A 26,804-nucleotide genomic window follows, 5' to 3' on the forward strand; every position below is an offset into this window, starting at 1 on the left:
CATTAACAGCATGAAAAAAATATTTATATATACAGTTGGAGCTTTACTGGTAGTTGGTAATTACAGCTGTAAGAAATTTTTGAATCAAGTGCCCGATGATCGGTTGACGTTCGAACAACAATATCAACGTAAAAGTACTGTAGATCAGGCTTTAGCTAACGTATATTCTACGCTACCTGATCAAAATCAAGATCGTTCGCCAAGTGCATTGGGAAACAGTGGCCCATGGACAGCTGCTTCCGATGAAGCTGATTATACTTTACCAAACTTTACCGAAAATATTAATACAGGTGCCTGGGATGCAACCAGCGGTCAGGTAAATTATCACTGGCAAAATTATTACCGCGGAATTCAGGCTGCAAGTACTTTTATGGCTAATATAACCAGGTGTACGGATTGTAACATTGGCGGAGTTGATATCGTAAACCGTTACTTCAATGAAGCCAGAGCCTTAAGAGCGATATACTACTATCATCTGATCAGACAATATGGTCCGGTTGTTTTATTGGGTAATGATCCGATTCAATCAGATGCACCTTTAGAGGTAATCAGTAAACCGCGTAACTCTATGGATGAGTGTGTTGATTATGTAGTAGCTGAGCTTACAGCAGCAGCGGCAGGACTACCGGCAACCCCACAGGCCAACGAAGATTATGGTCATATTACGGCATCAGTTGCTGATGCTTACAAAATTAAAACGTTGTTAACAGCTGCCCGTCCGTTATTTAATGGAAATACAGACTACGCTGGGTTAAGAAATCAAGATGGTAAACAATTAATTAGTCAAACGGCTAGTGCAGCTAAATGGACAAGATTGGCAACTGCAGCTAAAGCGTTTTTAGATAATCCTAATTATTCGAGCTATGCACTTTACAGTATCTCCACTACACCATCAGGATTGCCAAATACCGCATTTAACAGGGCTTTCATTGCTACAAGAGATGTTTTCTTAAATGGCTGGAATTCGGAAGTTATTTTCGGTAGAGGTGGTGATGTAACGCTTTACCAATATTCTTTGGCACCAAATCATAACGGTGCTTCGGGTGGTGATAAGGGTGGTTCATTTCTGTCACCTTCTCAACAACTGGTAGATGCATTTTTTACCGCTAATGGTTTACCAATTGAAAGCGATCCAACTTATACTGCTAATGGAATGTCGAGTTTTCAAGCGCCAGATCCAAATGATCAAAATGCAGCAAGATCAATCAGCAATATGTTTGTGAACCGTGAACCGCGTTTTTATGCTAACATTACTTACAGTGGTCGCAAATGGATCAATCCACAATCAAACATCATTACCGATTTTACCAATAGCGGTAACGCTGGTAAAGGTGCCATTGCCAATAATGACTACACTAAAACAGGATATACCTCAAGAAAGCACCTTACTGTGGCGGGCTGGACAACCGGCAGACCGATTTTTACAGTTATTCGATTGGCTGAAATTTACCTGGATTATATCGAAGCTTTGCAAGAAACAAATCCTTCCGATCCTGATATTTTGGTTTATTTAAACAGAATTCGTACCAGAGCAGGTATCGCACCTTATGGCAGTGGTGCAGGAGCAATCGCAGTTCCTGCAAATATGAGAGAGGCCATCCGCAGAGAAAGACGTGTGGAACTTGCTTTTGAGTGGGACCGCTATTTCTACACCAGAGAGTGGAAAATTGCTGAAACAACTGATACTCAAATCAGAGGTTTAAACATTACACAAAATTCACCAGGATTTTATACTCCTGTTGTTGTTGAAAACAGGGTTTTCCAAAAGAAACATTATTTGTGGCCGATACCAAATGGTGAGATACAAAAAGTACCCGTAATTGTTCAAAATACAGGTTGGTAAATCATATTATTTAAATAGCGCCGGGCCAAAATCCGGTGCTGTTATTTTAACCCTATACCTACACTATGAAAAACATTTTTGCTTCATCTATCCTTTTACTTTTTGCATTGCTTGCCTGCAATAGCAAAGACGAGCCCGTTGAAAGTGCGAAACCTGCTCCGCCATTAGTGGTGGCTGTAGATCCGCCTGGAGCGCCATCGAAAACATGGAAAGAACATTGGTTCGAACATAATCAATTATTAAATCGCATTTATTACGATACGAGTGTGGTTGTTTATTACGATGGTGAGGTAAAACAAACCATTGCCTGGCCACAAACTTATATGGCTGAAGCCTGGAACTATACGAAAAAAAATTACGGTAAATTCGGAGATGACAGTCGTTTGTTCGTGATTTACCATGCCGGCAAATATAGTGGCGGTCATCCGGGAACCTATTTAGATGGTGGGCACGATTTCAGAAACGTAACAGATTGTGGCAGCAACAGCCTGGATGCATGGGTTACTGGCGTAGAAAATGATATCGATTTATCTACACACGAAATTGGCCATATTGTTGAAGGAGCTTCGAAAGGTGTAAAGGAATCGCCAGCTTTCGATATCTGGCATGACAGCAAGTGGATGGAAATTTATCAGTATGATGTTTACCTTGGGTTAAACAGAACTGCCGATGCACAACGCTGGTATAATAAAATGATGACGGTTACTGATAGTTATCCAAAAGCAGGTACGCAGTGGTTTAAAAACTGGTTTCTTCCCATTTATGAAAACTATGGAAAAACAAAAGTTTTAAATGGTTTCTTCACCTTATTATCGCAACATTTCCCAAAACAAGCCATTCTTGTGCAGGGTAAAAGCTATCAGCAATATACCAGAAAAATGAACTTCGGAGAATTTATACATTTCTGGAGCGGCGCAGCGAAGGTGGATTTGGCACCGCTTGCATTAAGTGCGTTTGGCGCAAAAGATGAGAAAGGCGCAGACTGGGCACCAATGCTGGCCAAAGCGAAAACCGATTTTCCAGCGATTACCTACTAAATAAAACAATAACTATTAAAAATGATCTTGCGAATGCAGGCTCATTTATTTTGAAATCCATTATCATGATTAAAAAACTTTTTATGCTCCTTTTGCTTGTATCAATCGGTACTACGGCAATAGCACAAAGAAAACGCGATTTTACAATTACCATTGCCGATCCTTCGAATTTATTGGATGCGGAAACTAAAAGTCATTTAACTTTTGCCTTTAACGTTTTGTACCCTGGTTTTGCTTCGGCTGATGGTTACCGTACAAAAAGAGATGTAACCCTTGAAATTGCAAACAATGAAACCGAAACCATTAAAGCCAAAGCGGGTGAAATAAAGGTTAACAGTGACTGGATTAAAGGAAAATCGCTTAAGAAAATCAACACCGAATTTAAAGAGGCACTGACAAAAAGCTGGTCTTTTTACAGCACTAAAAAAAGCAAGGGTTACAGGCTTACCTTTATCAGTAAAGATCCACTTTTAGATCCCATTGTGAGACAAAATCTAATCGATACCTACTTTGAAATCTATCCAACCCTGGTTAAAAAATTCAACAAGAAATCAACTCATGATGTATTATTCGTAGTTGATACCGCTTACAAAGCGGTTGCCGAAGCCAGTGGAAGCCGCATTTTGTTTAGCGCCAATTATTTAAAAGCGCACCCGACAGATATTGATGTGGTTACACACGAAACGATGCATATTGTTCAGGGCTATGGTTATAGCGCTGGCCCGGTTTGGTTAACAGAAGGTATCGCTGATTATGTTCGTTACGAATATGGAGTAGACAACGTGGGTTCAAAATGGAGTTTGCCAGCTTTTAACAATAAGCAAAGTTACAAAAACAGCTATCGCATTACCGCCCGGTTTTTTGCCTGGTTAGAACAAAATGTTAAATCAGGCTTAGTTGCCAGTCTTGATGAACAGTTGAGGGCTCATCAGTATACCGAGCAATCATGGGTAAATTTAACCGGAAAAAATATCGATCAGCTTTGGGATGATTACAGTAAAAATCCCGATCAGGTTAAGTTAAAATACAGCGATAAAAAATCTAAGTAAATAAAGATATTGATTAAAAAAAAGTCTATTTTTTTCGATTGACGAGAAAGGAGGTCTGCTTATGCCAACAGGTATTTCGCAGACCTCCTTTCTTATTGCAACGGATTTGAATGCGCTTAAAATCTCCCGAACAAAAATGTTATAAAAATATTTTGAGGTTTACTAAAACGTTTTACATATTATATTTATTTTGCAGAACAATACGCTAACTAAATAAGCAAACCTGATCAAATGAAACAAAAAACATTTCTTTCCTTATTATTTATCTTCACTTGCGCAACGGTATTTAAATCCAATGCACAAGAAGTTATAAAGCGCAACGGCTACACACTTACTTTCGAGAGCAACTATTCAGCACTCGATCCGAAACTAAAACAGCGCCTTATCGAAACATTTTTCGTGGTTTATCCAAAACTGGCAAAAGAATATAATCCTAAAACTTTAAAATCTGTTAAGTTTTCTGTTGATACCGCTTACAAAGGTGTAGCGGCAACAGCGAATGGAAAAGTAACCTACAGTTCAATCTGGATGGACAAACACCCTGAAGATATCGATGTGGTGACACATGAAGTAATGCACATCGTTCAGGATTATGGCAACAGTGTTGGTCCGGGTTGGTTAACTGAAGGAATTGCAGATTATGCCCGTTACAAATTCGGAGTAGATAATGCCGGCGCCAAATGGACCCTGCCCGCACTAAAACCAGAACATACTTATAAAAACAGCTATAGAATTACGGCCCGTTTTTTTGCCTGGATTGAAAAACACGTGCAAGCTGGCACCATCAAAGCGGTAGATGCATCATTAAGAAACCATAGTTATCAACCAAAATTATGGACAACCTTAACAGGTAAAGATTTGGATGCACTTTGGGCAGAATATGTGAAAAATCCGGAACTTTAAAATCGTACAACCAAAACACATCAATAAGAATAACAAATGAAAAAATTATTTATCGCCCTGTTAAGCTTTGCGGCATCTGCAAGTTTTGCGCAAACAGTTGGCAAAATTTCCGATCCGGTAGACTGGATCAATCCATTAATGGGTACACAATCCAAACCTAGCTTATCAAATGGTAATACTTACCCAGCTATTGGTTTGCCTTGGGGAATGAACATGTGGACCCCACAAACTGGTAAAATGGGCGATGGTTGGGCGTATACCTATGATGCAGATAAAATTCGTGGATTCAAACAAACGCATCAGCCATCTCCGTGGATGAATGATTATGCTGCTTTCTCCATTATGCCGGTTACTGGTAAATTACGTTTTACCGATGATGAACGGGCAAGTTGGTTTAGCCATAAAGCCGAAGTTTCTAAACCATATTATTATAGTGTTTATTTAGCAGATGCTGATGTAACTACTGAAATTACACCGACAGAACGAGCTGCTCAATTTAGGTTTACTTTCCCGAAAACAGATAGTTCTTATGTAGTAGTAGATGCACTTAATAAAGGATCTTACATTAAAATTATCCCTGCCGAACGCAAAATTATAGGTTATACCACTAAATATGCCCGTGGACCACTGCCTAAGAATTTCAAAAATTACTTCGTTATCTATTTTAATAAAGATTTTAAACTGGCTAAAACCTGGAGCGGAAATAAACTTAAGGATAATGAACTGGAGCTGGAAAGCGATCATAGCGGTGCCATCATCGGGTTTAGTACCAAAAAAGGTGAGCAGGTTACGGCTAAAGTTGCTTCATCCTTTATCAGTTTTGAACAGGCAGATTTGAACTTGAAAAGAGAGCTGGCCAATGATGGCTTCGATGCTACGAAAGCTAAAGGAAGAGCAATCTGGAACAAAACGTTGAGCAAAATTGCCGTAGAGGGTGGTTCTATTGATCAGATGCGTACATTTTACTCATGCCTGTACCGCACCTTATTTTTCCCTAATAAATTATACGAGTTAGATGCAAACAATAAAGTTGTTCACTGGAGCCCTTACAATGGAAAAATTTTACCAGGGTATATGTTCGCTGGAACAGGTTTCTGGGATACTTTCAGGGCATTATACCCTTTCTTAAACTTGGTTTATCCATCCATTAACAAAGAAATGCAGGAAGGTTTAATTAACGATTACAAAGAGGGTGGATGGTTGCCTGAATGGAGTAGCCCGGGTTATGCGAATATTATGGTCGGCAATAACTCTGCATCTGTAGTTTCTGATGCTTATATTAAAGGTTTGCGTGGTTACGATATCCAGACTTTATGGGAAGCTCTTAAACATGGCGCTAACAATGAAGGCCCTATGGAAGCCGTTGGACGTGATGGTGTAAAGTATTACAATGAATTGGGTTATGTGCCTTTCGATGTAAAGAAAAACGAAAACGCAGCTAAAACGTTGGAATATTCTTATGATGATTTCACAATTTATCAATTGGGTAGAGCGCTAAATAAACCAGCTTCTGAAATTGATATTTACAAGAAAAGAGCCATGAACTACAAAAACCTTTTTGATCCGGCTTCTGGATTGATGAGAGGTAAAAACCAGGATGGCACTTTCCAAAGTCCGTTCAGCCCGTTTAAGTGGGGTGGCGCATTTACCGAAGGCAACAGCTGGCACTACACCTGGTCGGTTTTTCAGGATGTTGATGGTTTAGCCAAATTAATGGGCGGTCATGATAAATTTGTAACCAAACTAGATTCTGTTTTCTCTATGCCTCCGGTATTTGATGAAAGCGCTTATGGTGGTGTCATTCACGAAATCCGTGAGATGCAAATTGCAAACATGGGTCAGTATGCACATGGAAACCAACCGATTCAGCACATGATTTATCTGTACAATTATGGTGGTGCGCCTTATAAAACACAGTATTGGGTTCGCGAAACCATGAACAGAATGTATAAAGCTACTCCAGATGGTTACTGCGGTGATGAAGATAACGGACAGACATCTGCCTGGTATGTTTTCTCTGCGATGGGATTTTACCCGGTAACACCTGCTGTTGATCAGTATGTATTGGGTGCGCCTTTATTCAAAAAGGTAACCTTAACCTTAGAGAATGGTAAGCAAGTTATAATTAATGCAGCAGCAAATAGCGATAGCAACCGTTATGTACAATCATTGCAAATGAATGGTAAGGCTTACAGTAAAAACTGGATCAGCCATAGTGGCTTACAAAAAGGAGCAGTGTTTAACTTTAACATGTCGGCAACGCCGAATAAAGAGAGAGGTTCAAACCCAGCTGATTTTCCTTATTCATTATCAACAGAGAAATAAAAAAAAATCGGACTGAAGTTTGCTACCTACAGTCCGATTTTACCCCAAAAATAAGATCGAAAAAGAAATGGGGATTCCACATTATCGCAGAATCCCCATCATCTAAATTAACGCTCTCAATTATATAAACGTTGTAAAATGAAATTATTGCACAGCTGCAATAATTTTTTTGTTTTTAAGGTTTTATGTTTTGTTTTCATTGCGAGGCACGAAGCAATCTCAACAGGCTATTTCATGTCCAAAGATTTCTTCCCGAAATTTCGGGGCCGAAATGATGACCTATGATTTTTTTCTATTCCGTCATTGCGAGGCACGAAGCAATCTTAATGCGACTCATCAATTGTTTAGTTTGAATTTAACTAAGAGGGTCGTCACCCTGAATTTATTTCAGGGTCTTAATTGCTGTTCTGGAAGTATGCAAAGATAATTTGCTATTCCATGTCCAAAGATTTCCTCCCGAAATTTCAAGACCGAAATGACGACTTATGATGTTTTCCTGCTTCCGTCATTGCGAGGCACGAAGCAATCTTAATGCGACTCATCAATTGTTTAGTTTGAATTTAACTAAGAGGGTCGTCACCCTGAATTTATTTCAGGGTCTAATAGCAGGTTGGGAAAGTATGCGAAGATTAATTGGCTATTCCATGTACAAAGATTTCTTCCCGAAATTTCGGGACCGAAATGACGACTTATGTTGTTTCCAGCCTCCTCGTCATTGCGAGGTACGAAGCAATCTTAATGCAACTCATCAATTGTTTTGTTTGAATTTTACTGAGAGGGCCGTCACCCTGAATTTATTTCAGGGTCTAATAGCGGGTTGGGAAAGTATGCGAAGATTAATTGGCTATTCCATGTACAAAGATTTCTTCCCGAAATTTCGGGACCGAAATGACGACTTATGACGTTTTCCTGCTTCCGTCATTGCGAGGTACGAAGCAATCTCAATAGGCAAATTATTGCCTGCGCTTGTTTATAACGAGTGCAATAATAGCAAAGCGATTCCATTACAGTTAAAATATGGTAAAATGCGATAAGCTATTTCACCCTCGTTAGCAACGAACTTGGGCGGAGTTCAGCCTAAATAATCTGCTAAATCTGCGGATTTTATCATTTTAAATCTGCGGGAAAATTTCTCTATTTTTAACTCATGGAAACAACACACCAGGATGCTGAAAAAATCGCTGCGGCAAAAGCTGCGGTAAAGTTGGTGAAAGATGGCGATATTGTGGGTTTAGGAACCGGTTCAACAGCTACCTTTGCCATACAGGAACTTGGTATCATGGTAAAAAACGGGTTAAAAATCAAAGCTGCTGCAAGTTCTATTCATACCGAAAAGCTCGCAAAATCTCTAAGTATTGAAGTTCTTCCATTGGGAGAATTGTCTTCCATAGACATTAGTATTGATGGCGCTGATGAGTTTACCGAATCGTTAGATTTAATTAAAGGTGGAGGCGGAGCGTTGTTCCGTGAAAAGATCATGGCTTCACTAAGCAAAACTTCAATTATTGTAACCGATGCTTCGAAAAAGGTAAAAAAATTAGGCGCTTTTACTGTTCCGGTTGAAGTTGTGCCACTGGCATATCAATATGTATTCGATCAAATTGCTAAACTAGGCGCTAAAGGAAAAAAGCGAATCAAAAACAATCAGGTCTTTATTACCGATAATGGTAATTATGTTATTGATGCGGATTTTGGATTGATTGATGATCCTGCCAAACTTGCTTCGGCACTTAACCAAATTGACGGTTTGCTGGCTCACGGCATTTTTATCAACCTGACTTCTAAAGTAATAATGAGTACCGGAGATCAAATTATGGTATTCGAGTAATTTTTACCGATAAATTCAATCCTGCCAAAGGAATACAAAAATTTTAACCGACGATTTTATTTCACTTACCGACGTTTTAAAGTTATTCGGGGAAAATCCATTTCGTAGCTGCTGTTTCCGTGATACATTTGAATCATAAAACAAAACGGTTATGGAAACTTTCATCAAAAAAAATCAGGCAGACAAACAATTAGGTTTAGGAATTTTAATTGTTGCAATCGGTTCAGTATTCTTACTTAGAAACGCTGGTCTCGATATCCCACGTTGGATTTTAAGCTGGCACACCATTATGTTAGGCGCTGGTTTATGGATGGGTTACCGTAAAAATTTTCAGGGCAGTGGCTGGTTGGCTTTAACCATTATTGGTGCAATTTTTACGCTGAAACACATCGTTATATTCGATTTTGAAATCTCGAAAATAACTGGCGCTTTAGCATTTATCGCCCTTGGTTTATATCTGATGTTAAGACCAGAAAAAAAGATCAATTTTCAAACTCCTCAGCAAGAAAAGAAAGCAGATTTCTCGGATTTAAATCCTTAAAAATTCTTAACTCCATCATATATCAAAAGGGACATGATTAAAAAATGTCCCTTTTTTTATGGGCAAACTTTAAAACAGTCAGTAAAAAAGAAACGGGGATTCCGCCATTATCGGCAGCATCCCCGTCATCTAAATTAACGCTCTCACATACATAAACGCTGAGATCTGAAAATATTGTACGGAGTGATAATTTTTTTTCAAAAAAACTTAAGCCTGTAAAACCGGAACTTCTTTATGGTACTTGTTTCGGTACTCAATAGGCGTTAAACCTGTTATCTTTTTAAATACGTCTCTAAACGATTTATTGTCGGTATAACCCACATCAAACATCACTTCGTTAATATTTTTACGGCTCGATTCGAAACTTCTTTTCGCCGCTTCAATTTTAACACGCTGAATGTATTCTATCACCGTATTTTTTGTAGCACTTTTAAACCGGCGTTCAAAACTCCGCCTACCTAAGGCCAGCATGTCTGCCAGTTGATCAACGGTTAATTTCTCCTGGTAATTTCCATCAATAAATTCCTGTACCTTTTTAATTTTCTCGTCTTCGTGGCCTTTCTGGCCTTGAAACATCATAAATGCCAGCTGACTTTCCCGGTCAATATCAATGGCGAAATATTTTGCGGCTAAAATTGCGGTATCTCTGTCTGTATATTTCTCTACCAGGTATAACAATAAATTCCAATAAGAATTTGCACCACCGCTCGAATAAATTCCCTGCGATTCGGTGATGATACTTCCATCAACCAAATCAACATTCGGAAACATTTCTCTAAACTGATTGGCGAATAACCAATGGGTAGAACATTTTTTTCCGTCAAGCAGGCCAGTGGATGCCAGCAAAAATGCGCCCATACACAAAGAAGCTACTTCCGAACCTCTGGAATGGTGTTTAATAATCCATGGCAACAATTCCTGATTTAGCTGCAACGCACAGTTCATATTTCCACTTATGGCCGGTATAAAAATTAAGTCCGTGTGATCAATATCTTCCAGAAGTTTATCTGCATGGACAGAAAACACACTATTGTTCAGGCGTACTTCTTTGGTTGCCGCCACCAGTTCAACCTTAAAAAGCGGCGGTTTTCCTGAAGCCTGCAAGAATTCATTTACTGCCGTAAATAAATATCGAGGATCGGCAATGGCTTCGATTACTGCAGTTTGAGGAACTAAAATGGATATATGTTTCATCACTTATAATTTGGTTATGATTCGGATGTTTTAACTTAAACAAATATAATCATGAGGCTTGTCGGAAACAACCCCATCAATTGTCGTTTCTGCATATTTCTATTCCCAATGCTAGCAGGTAGGTTTGTATAACTTAACAAATTGTACTATGGAAATATTTAATCTGGCAAACGATATTAAGGTAGTTTATGTTCAGGCAGACTCATTTCCAAATGGGATCATGGCCGCACATCAAAAACTGCATAGCCTTGTTCCTGATATCAAACACCGGAGAGTTTTCGGCATCAGCAGACCAGATGGTGCGGGTATTATTTACAAAGCTGCAGCAGAGCTAAAAGAAGCCGATAGGTTTGATCATTCTGGTTTGCAAATCTTTACAATCAAAAAGGGTGAATATCTGGCCGAATTAATCACAGATTTTATGAATGATGTTCCACAAATTGGTAACACATTCCAGAAACTGATCAGGCAGCCAGATATCGACCCAGAGGGATATTGTTTGGAAGAATACATCAATGAAAAAGATGTGCGTTGTATGGTGGGGATTAAAAGAGGGCAATAAATTGGCGAATATAAATTCATATTTAACCTTTAATGGCAATTGTAAAGAAGCCATGCACTTTTACCAGGACTGTTTAGGTGGAGAGTTAACCCTGCAAAGTATTGGTGAATCTGCAATGGCGGGCGATATGCCACAAATTATGGCCGATAAAATACTGCATGCTGTGCTCGTAGTAAACGACATTGTAATCATGGGAACAGATCTGGTTGATGAGGGTGGTTGGATAAGTGGTAATACTGTTGCTTTGATGTTAAATTGTGATACAGCGCTTGAAACAAAAGTGTGTTACGAAAAACTGGCCAGGGGTGGAAAAGCCAGTCATCCCTTGCAAGAAACCTTTTGGGGATCATTATTTGGCAATTTAGTCGACCGCTATGGTAACAACTGGCTAATTAATTACGATAAAAAATTTTTATAAAATGAAATCAATCAAAACCTGGTATTGGGTGGCTACCATAATTTTCGCCCTGTTAATGTTAATGGACGGCTTTGGAGGCATTACCCAGCAAGAAGCCGGAAAGGAAGTGTTTAGGCATTTGGGTTATCCGGTGTATTTGCTCACCATTTGCGGGGTGGCAAAAATTTTAGGTGCCATTGCCATTTTGCAGAATTCTTTTAAAGTAATTAAGGAATGGGCTTATGCAGGTTTCGCCATTAATTTTATTGGTGCTTTTGCCTCAAGAGCTTTGGTTGGCGATGAAATAACTTTGCTTATACCACCGGTTATCGCCTTAATGATCATGTTTATTCCATACACCTTATGGAAAAAGTTCGAAAATGTTAAAAATAGTTAAAACTAATTTGCTAGTTGACTTATAGCTTGTTAGAAGGCAAATATTCTTAACTTTGATACTTGTGAATTAACCAAACATGACACAAGATTTATGATGAAGAGAAGTATCTTATTTGTAATTGCCTTACTATTTACCACCACAGCATTTTCTCAAAATGTTATCCAGCTATTTAATAGTGCAAACGATTTTTTTAAAGTATTGCAGGAAGAAAAATTTGCTGATGCCCATGCTTTTTTTGATGATACCCTAAAATCGAAGCTTAGCGAAGATAATTTGAAAAAACTCTGGTTTGATCTCGGTACGAAATATGGCAAAGCTGAAACTTTTGATGCGATTCAAAGCCGAGCACAGGGTGAGTTTTTTGCCGTTACTGTTGAAGGTAAGTTTGCCAATGGTGAGCAGAATTTCATTTTAGGCTTTAATAAGTTGCAAAAGATAGTGGGCATTTTTCTGGCTCCGCCAAAAAGTACGGTCGCCTATGCAAAACCTGTTTATGCAGATACCAATTTATATAGCGAAAAGCAGATTTACATCGGCCCGGCAGGAAAACAGCTTGCCGCCGTTGTTACGGTTCCTAAAAATGTGAAGAACTTTCCAATGGTGGTCTTCGTTCATGGCTCTGGCCCGGGCGATATGGATGAAAGCGTAGGGGCGAATAAACCTTTTAAAGATTTGGCCGGTGGTTTAGCCTCAAAAGGAATCGGTTCTATCCGTTATGTGAAAAGAACATTGATTTATCCGAACGAATTCTCGAAACCTTATACCGTTAAAGAAGAGGTACTTGATGATGCAGCTGCTGCAATTGCATCGGCAAAAACGGTAGCAGGTGCTAATCCAAAAGCAGTATATATTTTCGGGCACAGTTTAGGCGGCATGCTCGCTCCAAAAATTGCGTCAACTGCTCCGGATGTGGCAGGGATTGTTGTTGCAGCGGCTCCGGCCCGGAAAATGAGCGATGTGATTACCGATCAGAATAAGTATATGTTCGATTTATCTAAAGATACCACTGCAGAAAACAAAAAATTCCTGAACGATGCAATCCTCCAAATAAATAAAAGCAGGATTACACAACTGGGAACAACCATTAAGCCAGACTCGGTGATACTCGGTTTGCCGGCAAAATACTGGGCTGATTTAAATGCTTATAACCAGGTTACTGCCGCTAAAAACTTAACCAAAAAGATTTATGTGCTGCAAGGTGGCAACGATTTCCAGGTTGGCAAAACAGATTTCGACTTATGGAATACCGCATTGGCGAAGAAGAAAAATGTAACCCTGAAGTTTTATCCCGATTTGAATCATTTGCTGAGTCCGCAAACCGAAAAAGGAACAATGGGCCAATACCAAACGCCGGTAAGTGTTTCCGAGGTGCTGGTTAACGATCTGGCGGTATGGATAAAGGGGAAATAAGATAGTTTTCGAAATCGAGCCCTGGCCAAAGCCCAGGGCTTTTTTTTGTCCTAATGTCATTAGATTTCCTATCTTTAATTAACTAAACAAAAAATGACAACGCTATATTCAGAGCAAGATAGATTCAATTCTTTGGTTGAAGCATCACCAATGCCTACAGCTATTTATAAAGGAGAAGAAATGATCATCAGTGCAGCTAACCGGGCCATGCTTGATTTATGGGGCAAAACTGATGTTGTTATTGGTAAACCACTTATCGAAGGTATTCCAGAACTAAAAGATCAACCATTTTTAGGAATATTAAATGAGGTTTTCACTACAGGAGAAACCTATCATACCAAAGAATCGCCTGCAGATTTAGTAGTTGATGGCCAGCTGCAAACCTTTTATTTTACGTTTACCTATAAGCCACTAAAAAATGAGGCTGGTGATACTTTTGCCATTATAAATACTGCTGCTCACTTAACAGAACTGGTTGCGGCGAGAAAGCAAATTGCTGATACACAAGAGCGTTTAACTTTTGCATTAATTTCAGCTGATATCGGAACCTGGGATTTAGATCCCATTCATAATACCGTTAACTGGGATGCCCGTTGCAGAGAGTTATTTGGTTTTGCCCGCGATGGTGAGATACGATACGAAGATGTGTTGAGTTGTATCCATCCAGATGATGTGCAACTGGTAAATGCAGCGGTGCTTAAAGCGATCGATCCTAACGATGAAGGACAGTACGATATCAAATACAGAACGCTGAGCAAAGCCGAACAGCTATTACGTTGGGTTCATTGCAAAGGAAAAGCTTACTTTAACGCAGAGGGCATTGCCTACCGTTTTGCCGGAATTGCACAGGATATTACCCATGAAATTGCTGCCGACAGGCGTGAACAGCAGTTGCTTACGTTGATTGATAATAATGCTGATCATATGACAGTTGCAGATATGCAGGGGAATGTGATTTATATGAATAAAGCATCGCGGCTAATGCTCGGTGTGGATTTGACAGCTGACGTTACTCAACTTAGCGCAAGAGATTTTTATACCGCTGAAGAACTCTATCGGGTTCAAAATCATATCATTCAGAAAATTGATAAGGTGAAAGGTTGGCAGGGGAATATTAGCCTCGTGAATTTTAAAACCAAGGAAACTATCCCGTGTAGGGTAAGTTATTTATTGATAGAAGATCCGGCGACGGGTGAAATTATCGGCCGAGGAGCAACCGCCAGAGATTTAAGGCCTGAACTTAAGGCAAAGGCTGAGCTGGAAAAACTGGCTTCGATTGTAGGGAGCAGCGAAGATTTTTGCAACTATTGCGATACGAACGGAAATACGGTTTACATCAATCCTTCAGGCAGGGCTTTAATTGGCATCAGTGAAGAAAATATTCCAAAAAGCAATCTTTTTGATTACCACAGCGACTCATCAAACGAAAAAATAAAACATGAAATTTTACCACTCCTGTTTTCTAAAGGACGTTGGTCAGGTGAGTTAGAATTGCTCCATCAGGAAACTAAAGAGATTATTCCCATTCATAAACAGTTGTATATGATTAGGGAGGAGATTACAAATTTACCGGTTGCCATTGCCGGAATAGCCAGAGATTTACGACCAGAGTTAAACATCAGAAAAATTCTGGCTGATAAAAACCTGGCCTTGCAGCGGGTAGTTGATGAGCTTGAATTTTTAGCCAATACTGTACCATCAGTGGTATGGACCAGTAAGCCCGATGGCAACCTGGATTATATTAACCAGCGATGGTTTGATCAAACAGCAAAGAGTGATGAAGAAACCCTTGGCCGCCGGTGGATGGAAAGTGTTCACCCGGATGACGTGTTATTAGCTACAAAGGCTTGGGAAGTTTCTCTACAAACTGGCTTACCTTATGAAATTGAATTCAGGTGTTTAGATAAATTCGGAAACTACCGCTGGTATTTGGTAAGGGCCATGGCACTGAAAGATGCTGATGGCAATATTGTTAAATGGTATGGAACCAATAATGATGTACACCATCAAAAAGAACTCGAAAAACAAAAAGATAACTTCTTAGGCATTGCCAGCCATGAATTAAAAACACCTGTTACCAGTTTAAAAGCTTATGCGCAGGTAATGGAATCGATGTTTAAACGTTCCGGTGATTTCAAAAACGCGGATCTTCTTGGTAAAATGAACAAACAGGTAGATCGGTTAACCAACCTGATCAGTGATTTACTCGATGTAACGAAAATTAATTCTGGCCGCCTGCAATTTAACAATGCCGAATTTGATTTCAACGAAATGGTAGAAGAGGTGATTGAAGACGTACAAAGAACTTCGTTTAAACACATCATAAAAAAGGAACTGAACTTTAACCGAACAATTTTTGGCGATCGCGACCGAATTTGCCAGGTGGTAACCAATTTGTTAACCAACGCGGTGAAATATTCGCCCGACGCAAACGAGGTGGTGATTTATACAGAAGATGACCACGATACCGTTAAAGTATGTGTACAGGATTATGGTATCGGAATCAGTCCTGAGTTGCAGGATCATGTTTTCGAACAATTTTATCGGGTAAGCGGAAACAAAGAGCACACCTTTCCAGGCTTAGGTTTAGGTCTTTATATTTCTTCAGAAATCGTGAAACGCCTCGGCGGCAAAATCTGGGTAAATTCGGTACAGGGAAAAGGTTCTACTTTTGGATTTAATATTCCGGTGATTAGGGAATAAGCAGATCGGATTGCTTTTACAATCATTAGGAATAATTAATACAAACAATTCGAAATATAAGAGGTTTAAGTTTTAGATAAACGTAATACTATTCTTATCATGGCGAAGCAAAAAATAACATTAAAAGGGATTTGGGGCGTATTAAAAGCAGCCTTCACAGGATTCAGTGATCATAAAGTGACAAAATTGAGTGGCTCGCTCGCATACTATACGGTGTTTTCTATGGCACCGCTTTTAGTGGTAATCATCTCGTTATGCGGCATATTTTTAGGAAGAGAAATTGCAGAAGGAAAGGTTTATGATCAGCTAGTGGGTTTTTTAGGCCGCGAATCAGCAACCTCGCTACAGGAATTAATCAAAAATGCATATCTCGATAATAAGGGAACGATGGCATTAGTCATCGGTATAGTTACTTTGTTAATTGGTTCGACGACTATCTTTGGTGATATTCAGGATTCAATTAATACGATTTGGGGTTTGAAACCAAAACCAAAACATGGCTGGGTTAAGATGCTGCAAAACCGTTTTCTATCTTTTTCAGTAATTATTAGTTTAGGGTTTGTATTGCTGGTTTCGCTTGCAGTAACTTCTGTTTTAGATGCCTTCAGCGATAGATTACAGGCAAGGTTTGCTGATGTTTCGTTTTACGTTTTTTACGTGGTTAATCTGATTGTTACCCTAAGTGTCATCACATTGATTTTTGGAGTGATTTTCAAGGTCTTGCCAGATGCAATTATCAAGTGGAAAGATGTACTGGCTGGTGCTGTAGTTACAGCTGTTTTATTTATGATCGGGAAGTTTGCCATTTCGGTTTACATCGGAAAAAGTGATGTGGGCGGCACATATGGAGCCACAGGTTCACTGGTTGTGGTGCTGCTGTGGACCTACTATTCGTCTATTATTCTTTATTTCGGTGCGGAGTTTACAAAGGCCTATGCCATTGCTTATGGATCGGAGATTTATCCTGCCCACTATGCTGTTACTACAAAAGAAGTAGAGGTTGAGTCTACCCGGAAATCTATTCAGGATAATCATCCGGAGATTATCGAACAGGTTAAGAAAGAAGAGGAGAAGTAAACTTTTCGCAATTGAGAAGTCTGATAGGTGTTTCGGTTGGTGTGGACACCAACCGATAGATTGATCGCTCGTCATTTCGAAATGAGCTTTTCGCGATTGAGAAATCTGATTAGGAATGTGAGATTGCCACAGCCAAAGAAAAATTGGCTTCGCAATGACGGACTTAGGATTTGTTCTACTGGTTGGTGTCCTCACCAACCAGCTTAGGTGTTTCAGTTAGTGCGAACACCAAATAAATAATTAACGAAAAATTTCTAAACTCCCCAGGCTGTTATTACCAATCTTCTCTGTCCGCCACGATTCCGGTGTTCGCAAAGGTAAATGCCTTGCCAGGTTCCGAGTGCCAACCTGCCATTGCGGATAGGAACGCTTACCGAACTACCCAATAGTGCAGCCTTCAAGTGCGCCGGCATATCATCCGATCCTTCGTAATCATGTTCGTACTCCGGGTCATTTTCCCGAACGGTCTTATTAAAAAACATTTCAAAGTCTACACGAACTGTTGGATCAGCATTTTCATTGATGGTTAATGATGCCGAAGTATGCTGAATAAATACCTGACAAATGCCGGCTTTCATTTCCCTGATCTCAGGTAAAGCATTTTCCACTTCATCGGTAATGATGTGAAAACCTCTTTTTCGTTCGCTAAGCGATAATGTCTGCTGATAAATGTTCATGTTCAAAATTACTTAACAATCCAGCCAACTTGTGCATGCTCATTGCTGATTAATTGATAATTATTAAAGTTGCCCAAAACGCTAACGGTTTCTCCAGCCGTTAAATTCAGTTTAACAGCAGCCAGACTATCTGGTTGATTAAAAACTTTCTGTTGCAACACTTTTACCTTTAATTGCTGCAAAGGCTTAGTGGTTTGCACCACATCATTGCTGCTAATGAAGCCGGTATTGCCATCTGGTAACTCAGCTTTATAGAAATTTCCTGTAGCGGAACTAACATTCACTATTGTACCTGCTGTGAGACTGGAAATGGGCGTAGATTTATTTTGAGGTAAAGCATATAAATTTACCTTGCCTGCTGTTCTTAGCGTTTTATTTAAGTTGGAAACTGAGGCATTAATTTTACCTGGCGTTTTGGTAACCGGATCAATAAAAGGTAAAGGGTTAATTGCTCCACCAGATGTGTAAATTCCAAAATGAAGATGCGTTGGCGTGTTCCTGGCATTTCCGGTATTTCCCATCAAACCTACCGTATCGCCAACTTTTACATCCTGCCCTTCGGTTGCAATTTGCTCATCTAAGTGCGCATAATAAAGCGTATAATCTTTTCCGCTTGGCCTTAACCAAACCACCTTCCCACCTAAGTTATTTTCATTCACCCGGGTAATGGTTCCTGCAGCACTTGCTAAAACCGGACTTCTAAAGCCTCCAAAAATATCTACACCTTCATGTTTTCGGGCGTTATTATCCCTTCCATCACCCCAATAACTGCCAATACTTTTACTTTTCGATTGTGTAGGAAAGGCAAGTGATGGTCCTGAAACAATTTCTAAAGTGTATTCAACGCTCTGCAGCAATTCTGGCTGTATCCTGATCAGGTAATTTCCTGTCACCTCAATTTCGTATTGAATGGGATTATTCAATGTATCTGCAGATGCAATGCGCTTAGGGTTATTTACATCATTCAGCTCCCATAAATCTAAATAAAGTGCGCTAGTGGTAGGTTTCTTTATTAAACTTACGGTTATTTTTTGCCCTTTTGTAGCTGAAAAACGATAGGCGGCAGCAGGAATTTTAACTGCATCGAAATAACCAGTTTCCCGATAGGGGATGTTAATGTTCAGTGCCTTTTGCAGGCTATTTGATGAGGCAGTGATCCAGGCAGATCCCATCGTTGTTTTATCCAGTCCTGCCGATTCGAGTTTTCTGCGGTATTGCTCATGCGGACTAGCGGCCTTAAATAGGTTAACTGTTCCTGATTTACAGGAAATGATGGTTATTGAACTTAAAAAGATCAAAAAAGATAAAAATCGTAGCTGCATATTCAGGGAATGTATAGTAAGGGAACAATTATTTGGATCACAAGTTTTTAAAGCCTATACTGATCTATTAAGTGATAGTGGATTTCATTTAGTCATATTTTTTACATGCCTTAAAATGCAATCATCATGCCTTAGGACTGGGATAGGAATGCCATAGGGGTGGAATAGATTTAGGCACAATCAACTTAAAGAACACCTTTTATTTCATTTCTGGTGTCTGGTTATACCCTACGGGTAGGCATAAGAAGGCAAAAGGTTAACAAAGGGAACAAAATGGTTAGCCAAGTGGAAGGTTTTTCGGAACAAAGCGTAAACAGCTGTTCGCTAAGTTATCGTTTATTCAAACTGTCAAAAACGGCTGCGGTAACCAGGCCTCCAATTAAATACCAGGCTACGGTAAGCACTTTCGTTTTATCGGTTTTGGTTACCGGTTCATCGTCCAGTCCCATTTGATCGGGTAGTTTAATGGCGCCTAGTCCAGCGGTTAAACCTGCAACGGCACCTTTAAGGTAAATGTTTTTACTTCCGGCCATGCCAATTGCACTGTAATAAATGCCATTGCTAATAACATCGCCCGCTAAAGTGGCCGCATATAAATTATTTCCCTTTGGTGGTTCTAAATTGAGGCTGTTCATGGAGCGGGTAAGTGCCTCTTCGCCTAATAAATCAACCCGTGGTGCATCAGCATCAAATCTGCGCACTGTTTCATGTAATATATTTAAGGCAGCTGCACCAGCAAAGCCCGCCAAAATTGCTTTTAAAATTTTCATCTGTATAATTTTTTTATTGATGATGGTTTATTTTTTTATAGTGTCCCTCACAAGCTCGGTTTAAAGGTGATTAAGCTCCGCCTATCGCATTTAGAGATCAGATTTATTCATCCCACTCTGTGGAACAAAAAATTATGACGTTTTCCTATTTATAAAAGCAGAGAAGAGGTTGAATTGTTTTGAGAGTAATGCGTAATGATAAGTCCTCGAGCTTTTTAATGAAAAAATAAGTCAAAAAGGTTTGTAATAAAGACAAATAATAGCCTAAACCTGCCAAATATTACCTCAAACCCTACGAATTGTAATCGCTTAAGTTTTGCTAATTAAAAGATCAATAAATTCGTAAAGATGCTTTGTGTAGAAGCCAAAATATTGATCCTATATGATGAAATTTCAAAAATACCTGATCCTTTCTGTTGTGGTCTGCTTCAGTTCCTGCATGGCGCAATCAAAGAAAGACCTGCTCGAGAAAATTGACGATGATATAAATGGTTTGAAAACCATTATCAAAATTAGCGAAACCAGGATTATGATTTCGGCGGCAACTACAGAGCCGTTTTCTGCAGATAAACAAAGTAATTTTGAATCAGACAATACCAAAAAAGTTAGCGACAGTGTGTTGAATAAGTTTTTTACAAACCGTAGTGTGAACAATAGTTTGCTATACCCATACAATATTATTGCTTTAGATAAGGATGAATATGACTTGCTGGAATTGATGGGAGAAGAAAGTAGCTATTTTATGCATAATGCTGATATGGAGCCTGTTTACACTCCTCAAAAATTTGTTTTTTTAGATGGTACAGAAACAAATAAAGGTTTTTTAACCCGTGATAGCATCGCGAAAAAGCATACAAAAATTGAAAAAGATAAGGGCGAAGATTATGAATTTGTGGATGAAGAAGGAATGAATGAATTGGAAAAGTACATCTGGAAAGCCAGTAGTTTTAATGATAACATTGCAGTGCTGTCACCTAAACCAATTAAAAGCATTCAATTTAAAATTAGTCTTCCATTGGCCAGTAAAACTTTGTACAAGGTTAGTGTGGCCAGCCCAGAAGTTAAAACACCTTACGGAATTATCCGCTTAGATACCATTGTGGGTAATCAGGTGCATTGTAGCTTGCCTGATGTTGAAAACGATCGCGATATTAAAATACAGGCTTATTACAAAGATGGCAGGGTTTTGTCTCAGAAGGGAAGTAGCAGCAACACTGAAATTACACCGGCGAAAAAAAAGCTTTACGAAGATTATATCAAAATACTAGATAAGGCAAAAGAGCAGGTGAAGGCTGATGCAATAAAAACTGAAAAAGATCTTGAAAAATGGCTAAAATCAAATGCCCCCGCCGCTTTAGCTGATGTTGATAAAGGTAATCGCAAAAAGGTTATTTACACCTTTGCCGGTCCGGTAAGTAGTGTCGGTTTTTCAGTTAGCGACAGCCTGCCACAGATGAGAAATTTCAATGCCACTTACAATTTAGATTATGATGAGAAAGATGGCGGATACTTTCTGGCGATGGATTTTGCTAAAGAAAAAGCCGGGTTTATCAATAAGGAAGGTAAGTGGGTTATACAGCCGCAGTTTAATAAGCATTTCCGCAAACTGAATCAATATTTTTACTGGGACCAATATGATAACGTTGATAATACTTATCGGATCAATTATAAAAGCCAGAAAGTGGAGAAAGTCCCTTATAAAATTGATGAATCACAAGTTTATGATGGCAAATATGTAAAGATTGAACCTCGTGTAAATGGAGATAACGGTGTGGTGAATGCCATTACAGGGCAAATTGTATTGCCGATGGAGTACGATAATGTAAAGTTTAAAAATGGCAAATATTGGTGGGTAGTTAAAAATGGTAAGGAAGGTATTTTTGATCGAAATTTTAAAGTCGTTTTGCCCTTAAAATATGATGATATTGATGTGGAGGGCGATTATTTTAAGGTGAAAGAAAATGATCAGGTGAATATTTTCGATGCAGGTGGAAAAAATCTCACCCAAAACAGGTATACAAATATCGAAGGAACATTTCACGATGGTTTACTGCTGATCCGCAGGATGCAAGATAAAAATAAACATGTTGTAAGTGGCTATGTTTATGTAGATAAGCTGAATCAGGTAAAAATAAACGCAACGGCAAAGGGATACGAAGATCCTGAACCTTTTAGCGAAGGTTTGGCACTCGTGGAAAACGCCAAAGGAGATAAAGGATTTATTAATACCGCAGGTAATCTGGCCATTCCGTTTAAATTTAAGTATGCCTATAGTTTTTACCCAACCTCAAAGTTGGCACTGGTTCAGTTGCAAAATGAATCGTATGCTTTGATTAATAAAAAGGGGGTGGTTGTAAAAGAACTATATGGCGAGTATTATGATCAGGATTATGATGAGGACACCAACTCCTGGAAGATAAAAGTGAAAGGCGGCGTGGTTTACAATGAGTTTGGAAAAGAGCTAAAAGGTGCTGATAAATACTAATTTAGGCTAAAATATTCAGAGATAAAGCAATGAAAAGAGCATTAAGGATGATCACCATTTTTTTAACCATAATCAGCGCAAAGGTTAATGCCCAACCTTACACTTTGCAGTCTGTTGGTTTAAACAAACCTTTTTCACTCGAAATTTATTTTGGTAATCAGGGCAAGGGCGCCTTCGTTAAATATCACGGCCAAACGGAAATCATCGCCTTGCGGATGAAAAGTTACGGGGCAGATACCAGCGGACGAAGAGATGGGCAGCCTGATAAAGAAACATACCTTTGGGATGAGGTGCTAAATGGTAAAGTAAACGGTACTTATGGCTTTTGCCATGATATCAGTACAGTAAAAAATGCCTGGTATATCCGTAAAAAAGATGGCAAGAAGTTCAACCTTCAGCATATTGAAAGTAAAGGGGCAAAGGGCAACGATCAATATGTTTTGCATGGAGCAATGATTAGTTTCAATCATACCGAAAATAATAAATTGAAAATTCAATATCCTGATGGGAAGAATTTAGCAACCACCTTACCAGATTTTGATTCGCCTAACGCAGTCAAACAAAGCAGCATCGCCGATTATAATTTTGATGGTTTCGATGATATCGCTTTCTCTATTCCCGATGCCGGAATGGGTGTTTACCGGGAATTTAGCATCTGGTTGTACAATCCTGCTTCGAAACGGTTTGATAGGTTAGCTGATCCCAATTACGCCAAAGCAAAATGTAGCTGTTTGTGTGATGTCAAACTAGATGCTAAAAATAAGTTACTGTATACTTCTTGCAGGGGCGGGGCCAGGTGGTGGCAGGATGTATATCGGTACACATCAGCAAATAAACTGTTATGGATCCGCTCAAAGGAAATGAATAATTAAATGGAGAGAAACATGAGGCTCAAAGAAAATATCAAAAAATTATTATTAATCACCACTGCGGTATTAGCGGTATTAACGGTTTCAGCACAAAAGAAAGTGGTGAAGAAAAAGATTAAACCGGTTAAGATATATGTTGTACCGCCGCCACCGATTGTCAAAAAAGTAGACGAACCTGCTCCGCCATCAATTGCAATTTTTGAAAGTAAAGCTGTCGGAAATCCTGCTCCACCAATGATATCTGTTTCGCCACAAGAAGCTAAATACGAACGGGAGAAAATATGTACAGATTGTGATACTTTGGTTCTGGAAGCCGGAAAACCCCACATTGTGATTTATGATGTGAAATGGATGTCGGACCGGGAAAGCAGAACTTACCGGAAACAACCTACAGAGGTTGATTTGAGAACGGATTATTACGGCATGCGTGGCCTGATTAAACGAGAATGGGATGAATTACAATCAAATTTTCCATCAAGCGATATTAATTACCATCACGTTTACCGCAATACTTACATTAAAGTGCCAAATGTTGGTAAACAGGATTTAAGCCTGCTCGACCGCCAGGAACGCCACGAGGGGTTTTTGTTTTGGAATGGTAAACCTGAAGCTAAAATTCTGCAAGGCAGCAAAATGGCTCAGCTTACCGAACAGATTGCAAAGGCTAGGGGTGTGGCTAAAACCTCATCGTATTACGCCAGCTTTAAACAAGATAGTTTAACTGTTGAGAAACTGATGCAAACCACGCAAGCCGACGAAAATATTCAACCAAATATGAACGCTTTTTTACAAGATCAGATTTTGCGAGAATACATATTGCCGTTTCAGTTTATGGATTTAAAAAATGTAAGCAGCATTACTTTACAGCCCAATGGAAAAGAACAATTCACTTTTAAGTTTAATACATTGGGGCAACTGGTAGAATATATAGACGGTAGGGAGGAACACCTCATCATTGCTTATCAAAATAACTTGCCTTTTACCATTTCGGAGAAAGGAACTGTCAAAAAATACTTCTATTACCAGGGCAACACTGTATCGGTAAAAGATCCTTACCAACTTAAAAGTTATAAGTTAATCGGAAAAGTGTTTTTTGATTCAATCCGCTACGCCACCGAAAAAAAGGATTATGAGGAGTTACAAATCAAATCTCGTGGTGTTTATCAGATTGCAAAGCAGAATGGGCAAACCTGTTTGGAATATTCCTCTTCAGATGATCGTTTGGCCTCTACCATGTGTTACAGCAATAACCAATATACTTTACCATTAACCATAACCGAAACCTTTGGCGGCGACCAGCAAACCAGAACTTTTAGCACCAATGAAAACGGTGCATTACAGATGGAAAATGTAAATCAATACAAAAGTTCAAAAAGGGTTTACACACTGGAAAATGGAATTATTAAAGCCTTTTATAGTACTCAAAAAAGAGGTGAAAGTGATTATGCAGCACCCAATGCCGTTCAGGTAAGTTATACTTTTTTCAAATAGATTTTCATTCAACAGGAGATGAAGAAAATGTGGATAGCGATCGGAGTAATTTCAATCATTGGACTTGGAATCTATTTTTTGTTTCCAATTGATAAACTAATTGTAGAGCGCAACAGCGAACCTTTACCGGCCAAATATGCTGCTTTTCAGGAAATCAATGAGGAATATAAATCGAGTGTTTTTGAAGTGAGTTTGGTTGCCCGGGTGGTAGTTTCGAGCGCTGCTTCTCCTAATCCCATTCGAATTTTCCAATCTGTAAATGATCAGTTAATTATTGATTGCGATGCCAAGGTTGATGAGGAAACTAAACATGATAACAGCTATTATAAACTTGATACAACCGGAAAGGTTACCGACTCCATCTACATTGCTTACAATGGTTATTGGGGTAACTTTGTAGGCGGTTTTATTGTTTACACGAATGATAAAGGTGCCTACTACAACACCTGGCCGCTCAATGGCGATACTACCCGGCATGAAGTGGTTCAGCTGAATGCTGATTTGAGCTGGGATGCTGATCGCGTGGAGGCAAAAATTAAAGCGATAAAATCAGGTGCTAAATATTATTTTTTCAGCTCACTATCGAATGACAACGTCTGGTATCGTCAATGTTATTTTTACGCAGATCAAAAATGGCAGTTGCTGTGGCAAAAAATGCCAGGTTATGTAAATGTGCCCGATGAAGAGGGACCGTTTCGATACCGTAAAGACATTTTTAGAACTGGCGAAGTAAGTTTTGAAATTCCTAAAGATGTGAAACTGTTGCATTTTCATCCTGAAGAAAAAATGAAATATTCCCATATTATTGGCGGCGGAGATGGTGGCTTCAGCGTTTACAATTGGCGTGGAAAGGGTTTTTTCGAAACCACTGTTGCAGGTAAAAATTTTGAATTTATGGTTTCAAAACTGGTAGTTGAAAAGGAAAAACATAACGGTTACCAGCCGAGTTTGTTTACTGTTGAGGAGCCAGGCGCTGCAACCGATCTTTACAAACCTGCTTTTTACCATTCATCAAAGGGTTTTTCATTTTATTCGCCGAATGCGAAGAAATTATTTTTGATTAAATTAAAGAATTAACTAATCTGATCTGAAAAGCGAGTCGCGTTGCTGAAGTACAGACTTTCCTGGCCATCGTCATCCTTTGCGGATGCGGAGATTTTAATGTATTTAGCAATTGCATTAATATTCCCACCTATGTGGAAATAACGATTTGTTCAAAAGCAATGGTGATTTAACCGCGTTGATAAACAACCATGTCATAATTCGTATTTAACATTCTCTTCTGCGTTACAGATTTTTTGTAGCTGTTTTTCGCAGTAATGTCTTTCACCAGCTCGGCCATAAAATGATGATTATTAAACGGCTGGATATGAAATAATACTTCATTTGATTGACCATAGATGGTTAATGTATTTAAACGCTGTGCATTTAAGGCTATGGCATTAATCTGATCATAATTAATTACCAGATCGGGTTGATTTTTCCGGTTCACCAATACATATTTATCATTTGTGGTCAGATTAATTTTCGGGTAAATAAACTTCATCAGGAAGAAAATAGGAGCGATGCATAAGAAACCAACCAGAAAACCCAAGCCTTTGCTGCTGCCAAAATTGTTTACGGCATCTGCAAGACCTAAAAATCCTCCAAAAACGAAAGATAAAATGATCACAATTAATGCTACGTAGGCCAGGGCAAACCCAATTCCTTTGCCCGCATTTACTTCGAGGTAGTTATAAGTTTTCATCGATTTAAATTTTAAATAAATATAAGCCTCTTGTGTGAGAAATATTGCCGGAATTATTATTCGCCAATATTGGGTTATTATCCCCATTGGTTGCTTAATTATTCGAAGAATATGTTGTTCCCGGCGCCAAGATAACCTGTATTTATACGAAGTTCATTTGTCGGCGAAACAGCCCTA

Annotated in this window: 22 protein-coding genes; 17 read left to right on the forward strand and 5 right to left on the reverse strand. The window is 39.1% G+C overall.

What is annotated here, in order from left to right:
- The first annotated feature begins 10 nt into the window (after window positions 1-10).
- From R2Q70_RS14235 to R2Q70_RS14265, 7 genes are all read left to right on the forward strand, one after another.
- Window positions 11-1,843, forward strand: coding sequence for a RagB/SusD family nutrient uptake outer membrane protein (locus R2Q70_RS14235; RefSeq protein WP_316808231.1), 1,833 nt, complete (start codon window positions 11-13; stop codon window positions 1,841-1,843).
- Window positions 1,844-1,908: 65 nt separating this feature from the next.
- Window positions 1,909-2,880, forward strand: a complete 972-nt coding sequence (locus R2Q70_RS14240) for a hypothetical protein (RefSeq protein WP_316808232.1) — start codon at window positions 1,909-1,911, stop codon at window positions 2,878-2,880.
- 65 nt (window positions 2,881-2,945) lie between these two features.
- A complete protein-coding gene (locus R2Q70_RS14245; protein WP_316808233.1) occupies window positions 2,946-3,929 on the forward strand; it encodes a basic secretory protein-like protein in 984 nt (327 codons plus the stop codon).
- A 231-nt stretch (window positions 3,930-4,160) separates the two neighbouring features.
- Window positions 4,161-4,832: a basic secretory protein-like protein gene (locus R2Q70_RS14250; RefSeq protein ID WP_316808234.1), complete on the forward strand. Its 672-nt coding sequence runs from the start codon at window positions 4,161-4,163 to the stop codon at window positions 4,830-4,832.
- 36 nt (window positions 4,833-4,868) lie between these two features.
- Window positions 4,869-7,157 carry a GH92 family glycosyl hydrolase gene (locus R2Q70_RS14255; RefSeq protein ID WP_316808235.1) on the forward strand — a complete coding sequence of 763 codons (2,289 nt, stop codon included), beginning with the start codon at window positions 4,869-4,871 and terminating at the stop codon, window positions 7,155-7,157.
- A 1,147-nt stretch (window positions 7,158-8,304) separates the two neighbouring features.
- Window positions 8,305-8,985 (forward strand): ribose-5-phosphate isomerase RpiA, encoded by a 681-nt coding sequence (gene rpiA, locus R2Q70_RS14260; protein ID WP_316808236.1) that lies wholly within the window; start codon window positions 8,305-8,307, stop codon window positions 8,983-8,985.
- A 151-nt stretch (window positions 8,986-9,136) separates the two neighbouring features.
- Window positions 9,137-9,526 carry a LiaF transmembrane domain-containing protein gene (locus R2Q70_RS14265; RefSeq protein WP_316808237.1) on the forward strand — a complete coding sequence of 130 codons (390 nt, stop codon included), beginning with the start codon at window positions 9,137-9,139 and terminating at the stop codon, window positions 9,524-9,526.
- Between the two features lie 207 nt (window positions 9,527-9,733).
- On the opposite strand, the gene R2Q70_RS14270 is transcribed toward R2Q70_RS14265, so the two are convergent.
- Window positions 9,734-10,720, reverse strand: a complete 987-nt coding sequence (locus R2Q70_RS14270; RefSeq protein ID WP_316808238.1) for a GlxA family transcriptional regulator — start codon at window positions 10,718-10,720, stop codon at window positions 9,734-9,736.
- A gap of 148 nt (window positions 10,721-10,868) precedes the next feature.
- On the opposite strand from R2Q70_RS14270, the gene R2Q70_RS14275 reads away from it, so the two are divergent.
- The 6 genes from R2Q70_RS14275 (at window position 10,869) to R2Q70_RS14300 (ending at window position 17,266) form a co-directional block, all read left to right on the forward strand.
- Window positions 10,869-11,282, forward strand: a complete 414-nt coding sequence (locus tag R2Q70_RS14275) for a transcriptional regulator (protein WP_316808239.1) — start codon at window positions 10,869-10,871, stop codon at window positions 11,280-11,282.
- Window positions 11,236-11,700, forward strand: coding sequence for a VOC family protein (locus tag R2Q70_RS14280; protein ID WP_316808240.1), 465 nt, complete (start codon window positions 11,236-11,238; stop codon window positions 11,698-11,700). The genes R2Q70_RS14275 and R2Q70_RS14280 overlap by 47 nt, the downstream gene beginning before the upstream one ends.
- A gap of 1 nt (window position 11,701) precedes the next feature.
- Complete coding sequence (locus tag R2Q70_RS14285) at window positions 11,702-12,076, forward strand: DoxX family protein (RefSeq protein ID WP_316808241.1); 375 nt, start codon at window positions 11,702-11,704, stop codon at window positions 12,074-12,076.
- Window positions 12,077-12,166: 90 nt separating this feature from the next.
- Complete coding sequence (locus tag R2Q70_RS14290; protein WP_316808242.1) at window positions 12,167-13,486, forward strand: alpha/beta fold hydrolase; 1,320 nt, start codon at window positions 12,167-12,169, stop codon at window positions 13,484-13,486.
- Between the two features lie 93 nt (window positions 13,487-13,579).
- On the forward strand, window positions 13,580-16,189 hold the full coding sequence (locus tag R2Q70_RS14295) for a PAS domain-containing protein (protein ID WP_316808243.1): 2,610 nt from the start codon (window positions 13,580-13,582) through the stop codon (window positions 16,187-16,189).
- A gap of 99 nt (window positions 16,190-16,288) precedes the next feature.
- On the forward strand, window positions 16,289-17,266 hold the full coding sequence (locus R2Q70_RS14300; protein ID WP_316808244.1) for a YihY/virulence factor BrkB family protein: 978 nt from the start codon (window positions 16,289-16,291) through the stop codon (window positions 17,264-17,266).
- 254 nt (window positions 17,267-17,520) lie between these two features.
- Here R2Q70_RS14300 and R2Q70_RS14305 read toward each other — a convergent pair whose 3' ends face one another.
- The 3 genes from R2Q70_RS14305 to R2Q70_RS14315 all read right to left on the reverse strand — a co-directional run bounded on the left by R2Q70_RS14305 (window position 17,521) and on the right by R2Q70_RS14315 (window position 20,035).
- The gene (locus R2Q70_RS14305; RefSeq protein WP_316808245.1) at window positions 17,521-17,943 is read right to left on the reverse strand and encodes a secondary thiamine-phosphate synthase enzyme YjbQ; all 423 of its coding nucleotides are present in this window, start codon (window positions 17,941-17,943) and stop codon (window positions 17,521-17,523) included.
- Window positions 17,944-17,951: 8 nt separating this feature from the next.
- On the reverse strand, window positions 17,952-19,265 hold the full coding sequence (locus R2Q70_RS14310; RefSeq protein ID WP_316808246.1) for a M23 family metallopeptidase: 1,314 nt from the start codon (window positions 19,263-19,265) through the stop codon (window positions 17,952-17,954).
- Window positions 19,266-19,594: 329 nt separating this feature from the next.
- The gene (locus R2Q70_RS14315; protein WP_316808247.1) at window positions 19,595-20,035 is read right to left on the reverse strand and encodes a hypothetical protein; all 441 of its coding nucleotides are present in this window, start codon (window positions 20,033-20,035) and stop codon (window positions 19,595-19,597) included.
- A 382-nt stretch (window positions 20,036-20,417) separates the two neighbouring features.
- Between R2Q70_RS14315 and R2Q70_RS14320 the strand changes: the two genes are divergently transcribed.
- The 4 genes from R2Q70_RS14320 to R2Q70_RS14335 are packed head-to-tail and all read left to right on the forward strand — an operon-like array spanning window position 20,418 to window position 25,957.
- A complete protein-coding gene (locus R2Q70_RS14320; protein WP_316808248.1) occupies window positions 20,418-22,520 on the forward strand; it encodes a WG repeat-containing protein in 2,103 nt (700 codons plus the stop codon).
- Window positions 22,521-22,549: 29 nt separating this feature from the next.
- On the forward strand, window positions 22,550-23,392 hold the full coding sequence (locus R2Q70_RS14325) for an XAC2610-related protein (RefSeq protein ID WP_316808249.1): 843 nt from the start codon (window positions 22,550-22,552) through the stop codon (window positions 23,390-23,392).
- A 12-nt stretch (window positions 23,393-23,404) separates the two neighbouring features.
- Window positions 23,405-24,880: a hypothetical protein gene (locus R2Q70_RS14330; protein ID WP_316808250.1), complete on the forward strand. Its 1,476-nt coding sequence runs from the start codon at window positions 23,405-23,407 to the stop codon at window positions 24,878-24,880.
- Between the two features lie 27 nt (window positions 24,881-24,907).
- On the forward strand, window positions 24,908-25,957 hold the full coding sequence (locus tag R2Q70_RS14335) for a hypothetical protein (protein WP_316808251.1): 1,050 nt from the start codon (window positions 24,908-24,910) through the stop codon (window positions 25,955-25,957).
- Between the two features lie 154 nt (window positions 25,958-26,111).
- Here the strand turns inward: R2Q70_RS14335 and R2Q70_RS14340 are convergent, their stop codons facing one another.
- A complete protein-coding gene (locus R2Q70_RS14340; protein WP_316808252.1) occupies window positions 26,112-26,627 on the reverse strand; it encodes a hypothetical protein in 516 nt (171 codons plus the stop codon).
- Window positions 26,628-26,804 lie beyond the last annotated feature (177 nt).

It is taken from the genome of Pedobacter agri (genome assembly GCF_032678665.1).
Classification (GTDB): domain Bacteria; phylum Bacteroidota; class Bacteroidia; order Sphingobacteriales; family Sphingobacteriaceae; genus Pedobacter; species Pedobacter agri_A.